Source organism: Nocardia caishijiensis NBRC 108228, assembly GCF_001612825.1.
Classification (GTDB): Bacteria; Actinomycetota; Actinomycetes; order Mycobacteriales; family Mycobacteriaceae; genus Nocardia; species Nocardia caishijiensis.
This window is the reverse complement of sequence record NZ_BDBE01000006.1, coordinates 144,794-158,596: the sequence shown is the minus strand read 5'-3', so window position 1 is coordinate 158,596 and position 13,803 is coordinate 144,794. Positions and strand designations below refer to the sequence as shown.

Annotated in this window: 10 protein-coding genes; all 10 read left to right on the top strand. The window is 67.5% G+C overall.

Features of this window, described 5'->3' with window-relative positions; genetic code table 11:
- The first annotated feature begins 35 nt into the window (after positions 1 to 35).
- A complete protein-coding gene (locus tag NC7_RS01410) occupies positions 36 to 650 on the top strand; it encodes a hypothetical protein (protein WP_067977818.1) in 615 nt (204 codons plus the stop codon).
- Positions 651 to 745: 95 nt separating this feature from the next.
- Positions 746 to 1,984 carry a UDP-galactopyranose mutase gene (glf, locus tag NC7_RS01405; protein WP_067977816.1) on the top strand — a complete coding sequence of 413 codons (1,239 nt, stop codon included), beginning with the start codon at positions 746 to 748 and terminating at the stop codon, positions 1,982 to 1,984.
- Positions 1,985 to 2,055: 71 nt separating this feature from the next.
- Positions 2,056 to 4,128, top strand: a complete 2,073-nt coding sequence (locus NC7_RS01400; protein WP_067977814.1) for a glycosyltransferase — start codon at positions 2,056 to 2,058, stop codon at positions 4,126 to 4,128.
- Between the two features lie 71 nt (positions 4,129 to 4,199).
- Entirely contained in the window at positions 4,200 to 4,748 is a 549-nt protein-coding gene (locus NC7_RS01395) for a phosphatase PAP2 family protein (protein ID WP_067977934.1), read from the top strand.
- A 64-nt stretch (positions 4,749 to 4,812) separates the two neighbouring features.
- On the top strand, positions 4,813 to 5,745 hold the full coding sequence (locus tag NC7_RS01390) for a decaprenyl-phosphate phosphoribosyltransferase (RefSeq protein WP_067977812.1): 933 nt from the start codon (positions 4,813 to 4,815) through the stop codon (positions 5,743 to 5,745).
- 4 nt (positions 5,746 to 5,749) lie between these two features.
- Positions 5,750 to 7,651: an arabinofuranosyltransferase AftB family protein gene (locus NC7_RS01385; RefSeq protein ID WP_373861217.1), complete on the top strand. Its 1,902-nt coding sequence runs from the start codon at positions 5,750 to 5,752 to the stop codon at positions 7,649 to 7,651.
- A gap of 156 nt (positions 7,652 to 7,807) precedes the next feature.
- A complete protein-coding gene (locus NC7_RS01380; RefSeq protein WP_067977808.1) occupies positions 7,808 to 8,878 on the top strand; it encodes an alpha/beta hydrolase in 1,071 nt (356 codons plus the stop codon).
- 414 nt (positions 8,879 to 9,292) lie between these two features.
- Complete coding sequence (locus NC7_RS01375; protein ID WP_084457763.1) at positions 9,293 to 10,348, top strand: alpha/beta hydrolase; 1,056 nt, start codon at positions 9,293 to 9,295, stop codon at positions 10,346 to 10,348.
- 334 nt (positions 10,349 to 10,682) lie between these two features.
- Entirely contained in the window at positions 10,683 to 11,720 is a 1,038-nt protein-coding gene (locus NC7_RS01370; RefSeq protein ID WP_255285033.1) for an alpha/beta hydrolase, read from the top strand.
- A gap of 216 nt (positions 11,721 to 11,936) precedes the next feature.
- Entirely contained in the window at positions 11,937 to 13,703 is a 1,767-nt protein-coding gene (locus NC7_RS01365; RefSeq protein WP_084457759.1) for an alpha/beta hydrolase-fold protein, read from the top strand.
- Positions 13,704 to 13,803 lie beyond the last annotated feature (100 nt).

Genomic DNA, 13,803 nt, shown 5'->3' with positions numbered 1-13,803 from the left:
TCAGCAGGTCAGCGCTCACCAGGAGGGGGAAGACGATGGGGTATCCGCAGGGCTACGACCCGTACGCGGCACAGGGTTACGCACAACCGGGCTACGCGCCCGACCCCTACGCCCAACCCTACGGCGCCACACCGTACGCCGAATATGGTTACGGCGCACCGGCTTACGGCCCCTATCCGCCGGGCTACGGGCAGCAGCCACGCGCGGGCGGCGGCACGGCGATCACCGCCGCGGTCATCTCGCTGCTGGTGTCGCTGGTCGCCCTCGGCGGAATCGGCATCGGCGCCGCCGTCCTCCTCGGCACCGAAGCGACCAGTGCCGCCGACGAATCCACCCGCTCCGCGGTGACCATCGCGCTGGCCATCGGCGCTGTCCCGAGCCTGCTGTGGCTCCTCGGCTCGATCCTGCTGTTCCGCCGCAAGACCGCGGGCCGGGTGATCCTCATCCTCCTGTCCACCCTCGCCCTGCTCGGCACCTGGATCCCGGCCGTGCTAACGATGAGCCGGACCTCCTCGGATCAGATCGGCGGCACGATCGGGGGAGCCATCATCATGTCGGCCATCCCCCTGCTCATCCTCACCTTGGCGGCCGCCTCCTCGACCGGCCGGTGGATCCGGGCAGGCCGAGCACCCGCCTACCCCTACTACTGAGGGATGCCGACCGGCGGCCGAGGAGAAGCGCAGGTCACAGGCCGGTCGGAGACTCCGCCGGGACAATCGACGGTCTTCCGATACGCTGGGCACCCGTGACCGCCGCATCGTCCTCGGGTAACTCCGTCAACGCAGATTCCGCCAGCCAGGCAAACCAGTACGACCTGATCGTGGTCGGCTCCGGCTTCTTCGGCCTGACCGTGGCCGAGCGGGCCGCGAACGTGCTGGGTAAGCGGGTGCTGGTGATCGACCGCCGCTACCACCTGGGCGGCAACGCCTACTCCGAGCCCGATCCGGAAACCGGAATCGAGATTCACAAGTACGGCGCGCACCTGTTCCACACGTCGAACAAGAAGGTGTGGGATTACGTCACCCAGTTCACCGAGTTCACCGGGTACCAGCATCGCGTGTTCGCCATGCACAAGGGCCAGGCCTACCAGTTCCCGATGGGACTGGGTCTGATCTCGCAGTTCTTCGGCCGCTACTTCACGCCGGAGGAGGCCAAGAAGCTCATCGCCGAGCAGGCCGCCGAGGTGGAGACCGCCGACGCCCAGAATCTCGAGGAGAAGGCGATCTCGCTGATCGGGCGCCCCCTCTACGAGGCGTTCGTGCGTGACTACACCGCCAAGCAGTGGCAGACCGACCCGAAGGAACTGCCCGCGGGCAACATCACCCGCCTGCCGGTGCGCTACACCTTCGACAACCGCTACTTCAACGACACCTACGAGGGCCTGCCCAAGGATGGGTACACGAAGTGGCTGGAGAACATGGCCGCCTCCGACCTCATCGACGTGCGCCTGAACACCGACTGGTTCGACGTGCGTGACGAGATCCGCGCCGCCAACCCGGACGCCCCCGTCGTCTACACCGGCCCGCTGGACCTGTACTTCGACTACGCCGAAGGCGAACTGGGTTGGCGCACCATCGATTTCGAGACCGAGGTGCTCGAACAGGGTGACTACCAGGGCACCAGCGTGATGAACTACAACGACGCCGACGTCCCGTTCACCCGCATCATCGAGCCGCGTCACTTCCACCCGGAACGCGACTACCCGACGGACAAGACGGTCATCATGCGCGAGTTCTCGCGCTTCGCCCAGACCGGCGACGAACCGTACTACCCGATCAACACCCCGGAGGACCGCGCCAAGCTGCTCGCCTACCGCGAGCGGGCCAAGCGCGAAACCGCCGAGCAGAAGGTGCTTTTCGGTGGTCGCCTCGGCACCTACCAGTACCTGGACATGCACATGGCGATCGGTTCGGCGCTGAGCATGTTCGAGAACGTGCTGCGCCCGCACCTGGAAGGCGGCGCGGCGTTGGTGGACCCGGCGTGAGCGGTCAGCGCCCGGAGGAGGCAGCCCGCGTAACCACGAAGGGCGCCCGAACACGCCAAGGAGGAGGCAGCATGACCAAGGCGATGCTGGAAGACGTGCAGACCGAAACCCGCGCCATCTCCCTGCTACAGCGCGTCATCCTGCCGCGCCCGGGCGAACCGCTGGACGTGCGGACCCTCTACCTGGAGGAATCCACCACCAACGCCCGCCGCGCGCACGCCACCAGCCGCACCGCGCTCTCGATCGGCGCGGAGTCGGAGGTGTCGTTCTGCACCTACTTCAACGCGCTGCCCGCCAGCTACTGGCGTCGGTGGAGCGTGCTGAAGTCGGTGGTGCTCCGGCTGGAACTGGCCGGGCACGGCCGGGTCGACGTGTACCGCTCCAAGGCCGACGGTTCGCGAATCCACGTGCAGGGCAAGGAGTTCGCAGTTCCGCTTGCCGAACGAGCGCAGGCCCCGGAGGCGGCAGCGGAGCATAACCACGCAGGGGACAGCGAGTTCGGCGAATTCGGCACAGTCGCCGACTCGGTGTCGGTGGAGTTCGAGACCGATCTCGGCCCGTTCGAGGACGGCGGCTGGATCTGGTTCGACATCACCACCGACACGGCGGTCACCCTGCTCGCGGGCGGTTGGTACGCACCGCAGGAGGCGCCGGGCACCGGCAGCATCGCCGTCGGCATGCCCACTTTCAACCGGCCGACCGACCTGGTCAAGACCTTGGCCGCCCTCGGCTCGGACCCGCTGGTGCTCGGCAACGTCGCCGCGGTGATCGTGGCCGACCAGGGCAACCGCAAGGTCGTCGACGAGCCGGGCTTCACCGAGGCCGCCGCGACGCTGGGCGACCGGCTCAGCATCCACGACCAGCCCAATCTCGGCGGGTCCGGCGGCTACAGCCGCGTCATGTACGAGGCGCTGAAGACCGACGCCGAGTACATCGTCTACATGGACGACGACATCGAGATCGAGCCCGACTCGATCCTGCGCGCCCTCGCGTTCTCCCGGTTCGCCAAGTCGCCGCTGCTGGTCGGCGGCCAGATGCTGAACCTGCAGGAGCGGTCGCACCTGCACAGCATGGGTGAGGTCATCGATCGCGGGATCTTCATGTGGTCCTCGGCGCCCAACGTGGAGTACGACCACGATTTCGCCAAGCACCCGCTCAAGGACCGCGACAACTCCAAGCTGCTGCACCGGCGCATCGACGTCGACTTCAACGGCTGGTGGACCTGCGTGATCCCGCGTCGGGTCGCCGAGCAGATCGGGCAGCCGCTGCCGCTGTTCCTCAAGTGGGACGATGTCGAATACGGTCTGCGCGCCCGCGACGCCGGGTACTCCACGGTCACCCTGCCGGGTGCGGCCGTGTGGCACATGGCCTGGTCGGACAAGGACGACGCCATCGACTGGCAGGCGTACTTCCACCTGCGCAACCGCCTGGTGGTCGCCTCGCTGCACCTGCCCGGCGACGGCAAGCCGATGATCGTGAACACGGTCAAGGCCACCCTCAAGCACCTGCTGTGCCTCGAGTACTCCACGGTCGCCATCCAGAACGAGGCGATCCGCGATTTCCTTGCCGGGCCCGAAGGGCTTTTCGACCTGCTGCCGAGCGCGCTCGGCAAGATCCACGCGATGCGCAAGGAGTACCCGGACGCGGTGGTCGTTCCGTCGTCCACCGAGCTGCCGCTGGCCAGCCGCCAGGGCGTCGGCGCGGTCGGCGAACCGGGCAACCCGATCGCCAAGGTGGCCCGCCTGGCCAAGGGCGTGGTGCACAACTTCCGCAAGGCCGACCCGGCCGCGCACGAGACCCCGCAGCTCAACGTGCCGACCCTGGACGCGCGCTGGTTCCTGCTCTCGCAGGTCGACGGGGTCACCGTGACCACCGCCGACGGCCGGGGCGTGGTTTATCGCAAGCGCGACCCGCGCAAGGCGGCCGAACTGCTCAAGGAAGCTCTGCGCCTGCGCAAAGAGCTCACCGCCCGCTTCCCGGAGATGCAGCGGCGCTACCGGGCCGCGCACGCCGAGCTCACCAGCACGGCGGCGTGGGAGAAGACCTTCGGCCTCCGCGACGGGCTCGGAGGCGGCAGCGAGCGTAACCATGGAGAGGCCCGCGGAGGCCGCGAAGACGACAGCCTGAACGGAACGAGCAAGTGAACGCGATCAACCCGGACCTGGAACTCCTCGACGAGGGCTGCGGCGGCGACTGCGCGTGCAGTGGCGAGTACGTGGAGGTGCCCGTCGAGGTCGCGATCCTCAACGCCGTGCAGGGCACCATCGGCACCAACCCGGCGGTCGTCTCGGCCGCGCGCGGGATGTCGCACTTCGGTGAGCACGCGCTCGGCTGGGTGGGCATCGCGGCGGCGGGCTGGCTGGTCGACAAGCCACGCCGCCGTCAGTGGGCCGGGGTCGCGGTCGGCGCGGTCGGTGCCCACGCGGCGTCGATCGTCATCAAGCGGATCGTCCGACGCCCGCGCCCGAACGACCCGTCCGTGCAGGTCAACGTGTCGACACCGAGCAAGCTGAGCTTCCCGTCCTCGCACGCCACCTCCACGACGGCGGCGGCGGTGTTGCTCGGCAGGCTCACCGGGCTACCCTTGCCTGCGGTGCTCGTGCCGCCGATGCTGTTGTCGCGGGTCGTGCTCGGGGTGCATTACCCTTCCGATGTGCTCGCCGGTTCCGCACTGGGGGCCGCGTCGGCCGCCGCTGTGCTCGCCGCCGAAAAGAGACGTCGCCCCCGGCACGAACTCAGGGCCCGGAGGCGGCAGCTTGCGTAACCACGTAGGGACCAGTGAGTGCCGGAATGCAACACCGCCCGCTACTGAAAGAACTCTGGCTGAGATGAGCGAAGAACCGTCCGCCGCCGTCCTGGACGAGGCTGCTGTGAAGGGCCCGCCGAAGACCCTGGCCGGTGGGCTCGGCAAGGCCGTTCGCCCGCGTCAGTGGGTCAAGAATGTGCTCGTGCTCGCGGCGCCGCTCGCCGCGGGCCCCGAAGCCGTCGGCGACCTGGGGATCCTCGCGCACGTGGCGATCGCGTTCGTCGTGTTCTGCATGGCGGCCTCGGGTATCTACCTGGTCAACGATTCGCTCGATGTCGAGGCCGACCGCGCCCACCCGACGAAGCGGTTCCGGCCGATCGCGGCGGGCGTCGTTCCTGTCAACCTGGCTTACGGGCTGGCCGCCGTGCTGCTCGTCGGTTCGATCGCCGGGTCGTTCCTCGCGTCGTGGCATCTTGCCGTCGTGATGGCTGTCTACATCGGCATCCAGCTCGCCTACTGCCTTGGCCTCAAGCACCAGGCCGTGCTCGACATCTGCATCGTCTCCTCGGGCTTCCTGCTGCGCGCCATCGCCGGTGGCGCGGCCGCCGACATCGAGCTGTCGCAGTGGTTCCTGCTGATCATGGCGTTCGGTTCGCTGTTCATGGCGGCGGGCAAGCGCTACGCCGAGCTGCAGATCGCGCTCGACACGGGTGCCAAGATCCGCAAGTCGCTGCAGTACTACACCCCGACCTACCTGCGCTTCGTCTGGACGCTCTCGGCCACCGCGGTCGTGGTGTTCTACGGGCTGTGGGCGTTCCAGCAGGGTGAGGCCCGTGACACCCAGTGGTACGCGATCTCCATGGTGCCGTTTACCATCGCAGTCCTGCGTTACGCGGTCGACGTCGATGGTGGCGAGGCCGGTGAACCCGAAGAGATCGCGCTGGGGGACCGCATCCTGCAGTTCCTCGCTATTGCCTGGATCGGAGCGGTAGGTGTCGCTGTCTATCTCACCTGACGAGATCGTGGTAGCGGAGCGGGAGACATCTGAAGACGAACGGCTGGGCAGCGCCGAACAGGCGCGCCCGGCCGCGCGTTTCGCAGCCGCGTCCCGGGCCACTTTCGTCGGTGGGGTCGTGCTCACCGCCGCACTGTTCGCGATCGGCGCCTGGCAGCGGCGCTGGATCGCCGACGACGGGCTCATCGTCCTTCGCACAGTGCGCAACCTGCTCGCGGGCAACGGCCCGGTGTTCAACATGGACGAGCGGGTCGAAACCAACACCAGCACCGCGTGGACCTACATCGTCTGGTTCTTCAGCTGGGTCACCCAGGCCCGCCTCGAATACGTGGTGCTCGGCGTCGCCCTCGTCGTCTCGGTGCTCGCCATGGTCTTCGCCATGCTCGGCACCGCGCGGCTGTGGGGCGGCAGCACCGGTCAGCTGCTGATCCCGGCCGGTGTGCTCGTCTACATCGCCCTGCCGCCCGCGCGTGACTACGCCACCTCCGGGCTGGAGAGCGGCCTGGTGATCTGTTGGGTCGGGCTGCTGTGGTGGCTGATGATCCGGTGGAGTCAGGCCGCTGTGGTCCGGGTTCCCGGGCTGCTCGGGCTGGTCTTCATGGCCGGTCTGGCACCCCTCGTCCGACCCGAAGCCACGCTGATCGGCGTACTCGCGCTCGGCATGATCTTCCTGGCGCCGATGCCGCGGTTCCGGTTCGGTCCGGTCGCTCTGCGCGCGCTGATCGTCCTCGTCGCCGGGCTGGTCCCGGTGGCGTACCAGATCTGGCGGATGGGCTACTACGGCCTGCCCTACCCGAACACCGCGGTCGCCAAGGACGCGGGCGGTGCCAAGTGGGGGCAGGGCCTGAAGTACCTGGCCGATCTGGTCGGGCCCTACTACCTGTGGATCCCGCTGCTCGTCCTGCTGGTCGCGGGCGTGCTCGCCGCCATGGCGCACGGGTTCCGGGTGCGGCCGACCTGGTCGATCGCCGCTGTTCGCTCGTGGTTCCGTTCGCCGAGCGCGGTCGTGGTGCTGGTGCTGGTCAGTGGCCTGCTGCTCACCGTGTACGCGGTGCGCGTCGGCGGTGACTTCATGCACGGCCGGATGTTGCTCACCCAGCTGTTCCTGTTGCTGCTCCCGGTGGCGGTGGTTCCCATTCCGGTGCGCGCGTTCGCCGCGAAGGACTGGTCGTTCGCGGTACTGCTGGTCGCGCTGCTCGGTACGGCGGGCTGGTCGCTGTACGCGGCGAGCACCACCGCCATCACCACCGGAACCAAGATCAGCTCGTCGGGCATCGTCGACGAGCGCGTGTACTACGTGCTCAATACCGGCCACGACCATCCGATCCGGGCCGAGGACTACCTCGACTACCCGCGCATGCGGGCGATGGTGAACGACATCGCGAACAACCCCAACGGCGGTCTGCTGCTGAACTCGCCGTCGTTCACCTTCTGGTACCTCGATCCGCCGCCCCAGCCCATCCCCGACGGCGGCGCCGGGCACACCGTGTACTTCCTCAACCTCGGCATGACCAGCATGAACGTGCCGCTGAGCGTGCGCGTGATCGACCCGATGGGTCTGGCCTACCCGCTGGCCGCGCACTCGGACCGGCTCGCCGACGGCCGCATCGGCCACGACAAGAGCCTGTACCCCGACTGGGTGGTCGTCGACTCGGGGATGGTCGACATCCACCCCTGGATGCCGTGGTTCATGGACGAGAAGTGGGTGACGCAGGCCCGCACCGCCATGTCGTGCCCCGAAACGCAGGCCCTGATGATCTCCGTGCGCGACCCGCTCACCTTCGACCGGTTCAAGCACAACCTCCGCAATGCGATGACCTTCGCGAAGTACCGGATCGATCGCGTGCCGAAGTACGAGATCCAGCGGTGCGGGTTGGTCAACCCCTACCCCGAGCCACAACGCTGAATCGATCACATAATTACTTTTTGGTAACGCCAGGCTATCGATGTAGCGATAGGGTCAACGAGAACTTCCGTCGGCGCACTGGTGTGCCGGATGTCAGTCGGCGGTCATTGCAACCGCGGTTCCGCGCGAACCGCACGAGGAAAGGCCCAACACAGAATGCGTGGCGGACGTCTGAGAACCAGGGGAGCCGGCTGGCTCAAGCGGTCGGTACTGGTTTCGCTGGCGATCGTGCTGCCGCTCGGGGCGTCGGTGGCAGGTCCAACCGGCACCGCGACGGCGGCATTCGATCCCAGTGGTTTCGATTTCTGGGTCGATTCCGAAATGGGCCCGATCAAGTCGCGGATCTTCCGCGCCGCGGACGGCAACACCGGCCGCGTGGTCTACGCGCTCGACGGCATGCGGGCCCGCGACGACCTCAACGGCTGGGAAATCGACACCAATGTGGCCCGCGCGCTGACCGCGGCCAACATCAACGTCGTGATGCCGGTCGGCGGCCAGTCCAGCTTCTACGCCGACTGGAACGCGCCGAGCAACTTCTTCGGCCTCGACGCCGGTTCGGGCGGTAGCTCCACCGGTTCGGCGGCCACCGGTTCCGCGATGACCGGTTCGTCGATCGCCCCGGCCCAGGTGGCGGGCAAGAAGAACACCTACAAGTGGGAAACCTTCCTGACCACGCACCTGCGCAACGCGCTGTCGAGCAGGCTCGGTTTCAACCCGAACAACAACGGCGTCTTCGGCCTGTCGATGGGTGGCTCGGCCGCCCTGACCCTGGCCGCCTACCACCCCGACCAGTTCAGCTACGCCGGTTCGTTCTCCGGTTACCTGAACATCTCCGCGCCGGGTATGCGTGAGGCGATGCGCACCGCCATGATCTCCGCGGGCGCCTTCAACATCGACGCGATGGCGCCGCCGTGGGGCCCGCAGTGGCTGCGCATGGACCCGTTCGTCTTCGCGCCGCGCCTGGTGGCCAACGGCACCCGCATCTGGGTCTCGGCCGCCAGCGGTATCCCCGGTGCGGGCGATGTGTCCAACCCGATGGAAATCGTGCAGGGCGTTCCGTTGGAACTGCTCGCGATGGTCAACAGCCGGGCCTTCCAGGTCCGCATGGCCACCCTCGGCGGCGGCAACGCCACCTTCGACTTCCCGATCACCGGCGTGCACAACTGGCGCAACTGGGAAGCGGAAGTCAACCGCATGATCCCTGACCTGTCCGCCAACATCGGATAGTCGACTCCGCCAGACCCTCGAGACCGCTCGGTGCCACTCGGCACTGGGCGGTCTCTTTGTTTTCGGCGCGCCTCCGCCTCTGGACTGACCGGAGGGTGCGACGAAGGAGTGCCCGCAGGGAGGGAAGAGGCGGAGTCAAGCGCCGAAAACCGCAGCCCCGGCCGCCGATGTCACTGTCACGATCCGAGACAAAGACGGTGACGAATCATGTCCGACAGATCACCGAGAGTTGTGTTGCGGGTCACTTTCCAGCAACATGTAAGCGTTCGTGAATCGTTTGATAGTCAGTGAGCATGCGTCGAGGTTGAATCGTCCGTTTTGCCCTGGTTCGTTCACCTTTCGACGCCCGATGAGGAATCCGATCGCGTAGCTCGGGGTTTGCGCCTTCGGTTCTGCCGAGAAAGGTCTAGTCGAATGCGAACACTGCGCCGCGAGCGTGGACCCGTGCAGACCCGTGGATCGTGGCTGCGGCGATGGGCCGCGGGCGTATCCATGGCTCTGCTCGTCCCGCTCACCACCACGGTGGCGGGCACGGCCGCACCGGCCGAGGCCGGTTTCAACGCCGCCGCCTTCGACTTCTGGGTCGACTCGGGCATGGGCCCGATCAAGTCTCGCGTCCTGCGCGCCGCCGACGGCAACACCAACCGCGTCGTCTACGTCCTCGACGGCATGCGTGCCCCCGAGCACCTCAACGGCTGGGAGATCGAAACCGACATTCCCAACGCGCTCGCCCGCGCCAATATCAACGTGGTGATGCCGGTCGGCGGAATGTCGAGTTTCTACGCCGATTGGAACTCGCCGAGTTCATTCTTCGGTGTGCCCGGCACCGGCGCGCCGAACTCCGGTTCCGGTGCGGCGAACGCGCTTTCCGGCGGTCCCGGCAAGAGCTACCGCTACCAGTGGGAATCGTTCCTCACCAACGATCTGCGCAACGCGCTCGCCGACCGCCTCGGTTTCAACCGCTTCCGCAACGGCGTGTTCGGTCTGTCGATGGGCGGTTCGGCCGCACTCACCCTGGCTGCCTACCACCCCGACCAGTTCTCCTTCGCCGGTGCCTACTCGGGCTACCTGAACATCTCCGCGCCCGGCATGCGCGAGGCCATCCGCCTCGCCATGATCGACGCGGGCGGCTACAACGTGGACTCCATGGCACCGCCGTGGGGTCCACAGTGGCTGCGGATGGACCCGTTCGTGTTCGCCCCCAACCTGGTTCGCAACAACACCCGCCTGTGGATCGCCGCCGCCTCCGGCCTGCCCACCTCGACCGACGGCCCGAACATCAACACCGTCAACGGCATGGCACTGGAAGCGCTCGCCCTCGCCAACACCCGTGCCTTCGAGGTCCGCATGGCCACCCTCGGCGCCCGCAATGTCACCTACTCGTTCCCGGCCTTCGGCATCCATGCCTGGAACAACTGGAACGACGAGGCCCTGCGCATGATCCCGGACCTGTCGAACAATATCGGCTGACGAAAAGACCAACCGGCGCCGAACATTTCGGCGCCGGTTTTCGTCTGTCGTAACAACAACGGGTTTTCGGCCGCCTCGCATCCGAAGGGCGAGACGTAACGCCGCAGGCGCAGTATCGCCCTTCGGATGCGAGGCCTCCAGGGCCGAAAACCCCGCGGCGCCAGCCGCCAATGTCCCTGCCCTTGCAGTTGATTCGCCAGTCGAATATCCTCCAGCGAGCGTAAGTGTGACCAGATCGTTGTTTCATCTCTTCTGACGACCGGAGTGTCGGGATCCGGTTGTCGGCACCAACGTGTCTGGCATGCCATAACAGCAGAAAGAGAGCGGAATTCACATGCGTTTCGGCAAGGCCGTCGCGCCGAAGGGTGACCAGCCGGGTTCGTCCCGGGGCACAGCACCTCGTGGTTGGCGTAATCGAATTCTAGCTGTCGGCGCAGCAGCCCTCGTGCTGCCGATCGCCGCGGGTGCGGCGGCCCCGACTGCGTTCGCCGCGCCGGTTCCGGGTGTCGCGCTGCGCGCGCCCGCGGGTGGCTACGAAGAACTGATGGTCCCCTCGAAGATGGGGCCGGTGAAGGTCCAGGTTCAGTGGGCCAAGAATGGTGGCAACGCCGCGCTGTACCTGCTCGACGGTCTGCGCGCTCGCGACGACCGCAACGCCTGGTCGTTCGAGACCAACGCGATGCAGCAGTTCGCCAACGACAACGTCACTCTCGTGATGCCGGTCGGTGGCCAGTCCAGCTGGTACGCCGACTGGACCGCCGCGTCCAACACCAACGGTCAGAAGACCACCTACAAGTGGGAAACCTTCCTCACCGAAGAGCTGCCCGCCTTCCTCGAGGGCTACGGCGTTTCCCGCAAGAACAACGCGGTGCTCGGCCTGTCGATGTCGGGTCCGGCCGCGCTGCGCCTGGCCGCCCTGCACCGCGACCAGTTCAAGCACGCTTCCTCGCTGTCGGGCCCGCTGAACTGGGGCGCCCCCGGCATGCGTGAGGCCATCCGCGTGATGATGCTCGACGCGGGCCGCTTCAACGTCGACTCCATGGCCGCTCCGTGGAGCCCGGCGTGGCTGCGGATGGATCCGATGGTGTTCGCGCCCGAGCTGCGTGGTCTGCCGATGTTCATCTCCTCGGCCAACGGCCTGCCCGGTCAGCACGACCGCCCGGCCGGTCTCGGCGGCGCGTACAACACCGCCAACGCGATGGGCATCGAGGCCATCTCGTTCGTGAGCACCCTGGCGTTCCAGCGTCGGCTGACCAGCCTTGGCATCCCGGCAACCTTCGACTTCCCGGCCTCCGGTACCCACTCGTGGAAGTACTGGGAAGACCAGCTGTGGAAGGCTCGCCCGCAGATCCTCGGCGCGCTCGGTGCCTGAGTAGTTTCCGCACAGCAACGCTGAGAAGACCGGCTCACCCGCAGGGTGGGCCGGTCTTTTTGCTGTGTCGGCGCTTCGCGTGTCTTCCCCGGTTATCGGCCGGTACTGCGGTACAACGTGACTGAGGCTGTGTCCCAGGGTGGGGATAGGAGGTCGCGCGTGTTGCAGAAACATCGTCTCCGGGCGCCGATTCGGCGGATCCTCGGAATCGCGGCCATGACCGCCGCCCTGCTCGGTCCCGCGCTCGCCGTTCCCGTTCCCGTGCAGGCCGCCGTGGCATCGGTGCAACGGGTGGAGTGGCTGACGGACCGGCGAGTGGCCTTGACGGTCTTCTCGCCCGCCATGAACACCCCCATCCAGGTGCAGATGCTGCTGGCCCGCAACTGGCACGCCCGCCCCGACGCCGCGTTCCCGATGATGCTGATGCTCGACGGTCTGCGCGCCCAGGACGACGAGAACGGCTGGACCAAAGACGCCGACGCCGAAGGCTTCTACGCCGACAAGAACGTGAACGTGGTGCTGCCGGTGGGCGGTCAGTCCAGCTTCTACTCCGATTGGCTCGAGCCCAACAACGGTCATGTGTACAAGTGGGAGACCTTCCTCACCAGGGAACTCCCGCCGGTGCTCGAGCGTGATTGGCGCACGACGGATGTGCGTGGCGTCCAGGGGCTTTCGATGGGTGGCACGGCCGCGATGAATCTGGCGGGCCGCAACCCCGGCCTGATGAAATACGTGGCCTCGTACTCGGGCCTGCTCACCACGACCACGCTCGGCATGCCGCAGGCGATCGAATTCGCGGTGCGCGACGCGGGCGGGTTCGAGTCGTCGGCCATGTGGGGTCCGCCCGGGGGCCCGGAGTGGGCCGCCCACGACCCCTACCTGCTGGCCGAGAAGCTCAAAGGCGTGAGCATGTACGTCTCGAGCGGCAGCGGGTTGGCGGGCAGCCACGATCAGGCGGGGGAGATCCCGCTGCTGAGCGAGAACTGGGCGGGCACCGGGCTGGAGATCCTCTCGCGCCTGTCGACCCAGAACTTCGTCACCAAACTGGAGAAGCTGGCCATCCCCGTGCAGGCGAACTACCGTCCGGCGGGCACACATTCGTGGCCGTACTGGGATTTCGAGATGCGTCAGTCGTGGCCGCAGGCGGCGGCCGCGCTCGGCACCGAGCCCGGCGGGGCGCAGTGTGCGGCCGGTGGGGCGATCGGTCCCGTCGCACAGGTGGCGAATTGGCTCGGCGGGTGTGTCACCGGTGAGTACGCGGCCGGTGCCGGGGTGGTGCAGGACTTCGTGAACGGCCGGGTGTTCCATTCGGCCGCGACCGGCACCCATGCGGTGGGCGGCCGGATCGGTGGCACCTACGCCGGAATCGGCGGTGCCGCTTCACCGTTGGGTCTGCCCACGGGTGGCGAGCACGGCCTGCCCGACGGGCGCGGCCGCATGCAGACCTTCGAGGGCGGCTCGATCTACTGGACGCCGCAGACCGGCGCGCAGGTGGTGCGCGGCGCGTTCCTCGAGGAATGGGGCAGGCAGGGCTTCGAGGGCGGGCCCGCGGGCTACCCGCTGGCCGCCGAGGCGCGTACACCCAGCCGCGACGGCGCGGTGCAGGCCTTCGAGCACGGCACCATGTTCCACAGTGCCGCCACCGGCGCGCACCGCGTGGAGGGCTTCATCCTCGACAAGTACGCGCAGCTCGGATTCGAGAACAGCCCGCTCGGTTTCCCGGTGTCGGGTGAGCTGCCGCTGAAGGACTTCGGCCGGGCCACCCGCTTCGAGGGCGGCACCATCTACTGGAGTCCGCTCTCGGGTGCCTTCGCGGTGCGTCCGGGTCCGCTGGCCGACGCCTGGGCCGCCCAGGGCTTCGAGAACGGTCGTCTGGGGTATCCGGTGAGCGACGAGTTCACCGTTCCGGGTGGTGTGCAGCAGAATTTTCAGACCGGGTTCATCGTGGTGCGTGACGGCAGACCCGAAGTGCACGGGGTGTGAGCTCGGGCTGAGAACTCGCTGAGGTTCGTGGCCGCACGCCCGGACCGGCCCGTTGTCCGGCTAGCCTTGGCAGCGACCGCTCCCCTGACTAACGATCGAG

What these genes read in the sequence shown, in the direction of transcription:
- NC7_RS01365 (WP_084457759.1), top strand. Translation starts at nt 11,937, where the DNA reads ATGACCGCCGCCCTGCTCGGTCCCGCGCTCGCCGTTCCCGTTCCCGTG.
- NC7_RS01380 (WP_067977808.1), top strand. Translation starts at nt 7,808, where the DNA reads ATGCGTGGCGGACGTCTGAGAACCAGGGGAGCCGGCTGGCTCAAGCGG.
- NC7_RS01400 (WP_067977814.1), top strand. Translation starts at nt 2,056, where the DNA reads ATGACCAAGGCGATGCTGGAAGACGTGCAGACCGAAACCCGCGCCATC.
- NC7_RS01375 (WP_084457763.1), top strand. Translation starts at nt 9,293, where the DNA reads ATGCGAACACTGCGCCGCGAGCGTGGACCCGTGCAGACCCGTGGATCG.
- NC7_RS01410 (WP_067977818.1), top strand. Translation starts at nt 36, where the DNA reads ATGGGGTATCCGCAGGGCTACGACCCGTACGCGGCACAGGGTTACGCA.
- NC7_RS01390 (WP_067977812.1), top strand. Translation starts at nt 4,813, where the DNA reads ATGAGCGAAGAACCGTCCGCCGCCGTCCTGGACGAGGCTGCTGTGAAG.
- NC7_RS01370 (WP_255285033.1), top strand. Translation starts at nt 10,683, where the DNA reads ATGCGTTTCGGCAAGGCCGTCGCGCCGAAGGGTGACCAGCCGGGTTCG.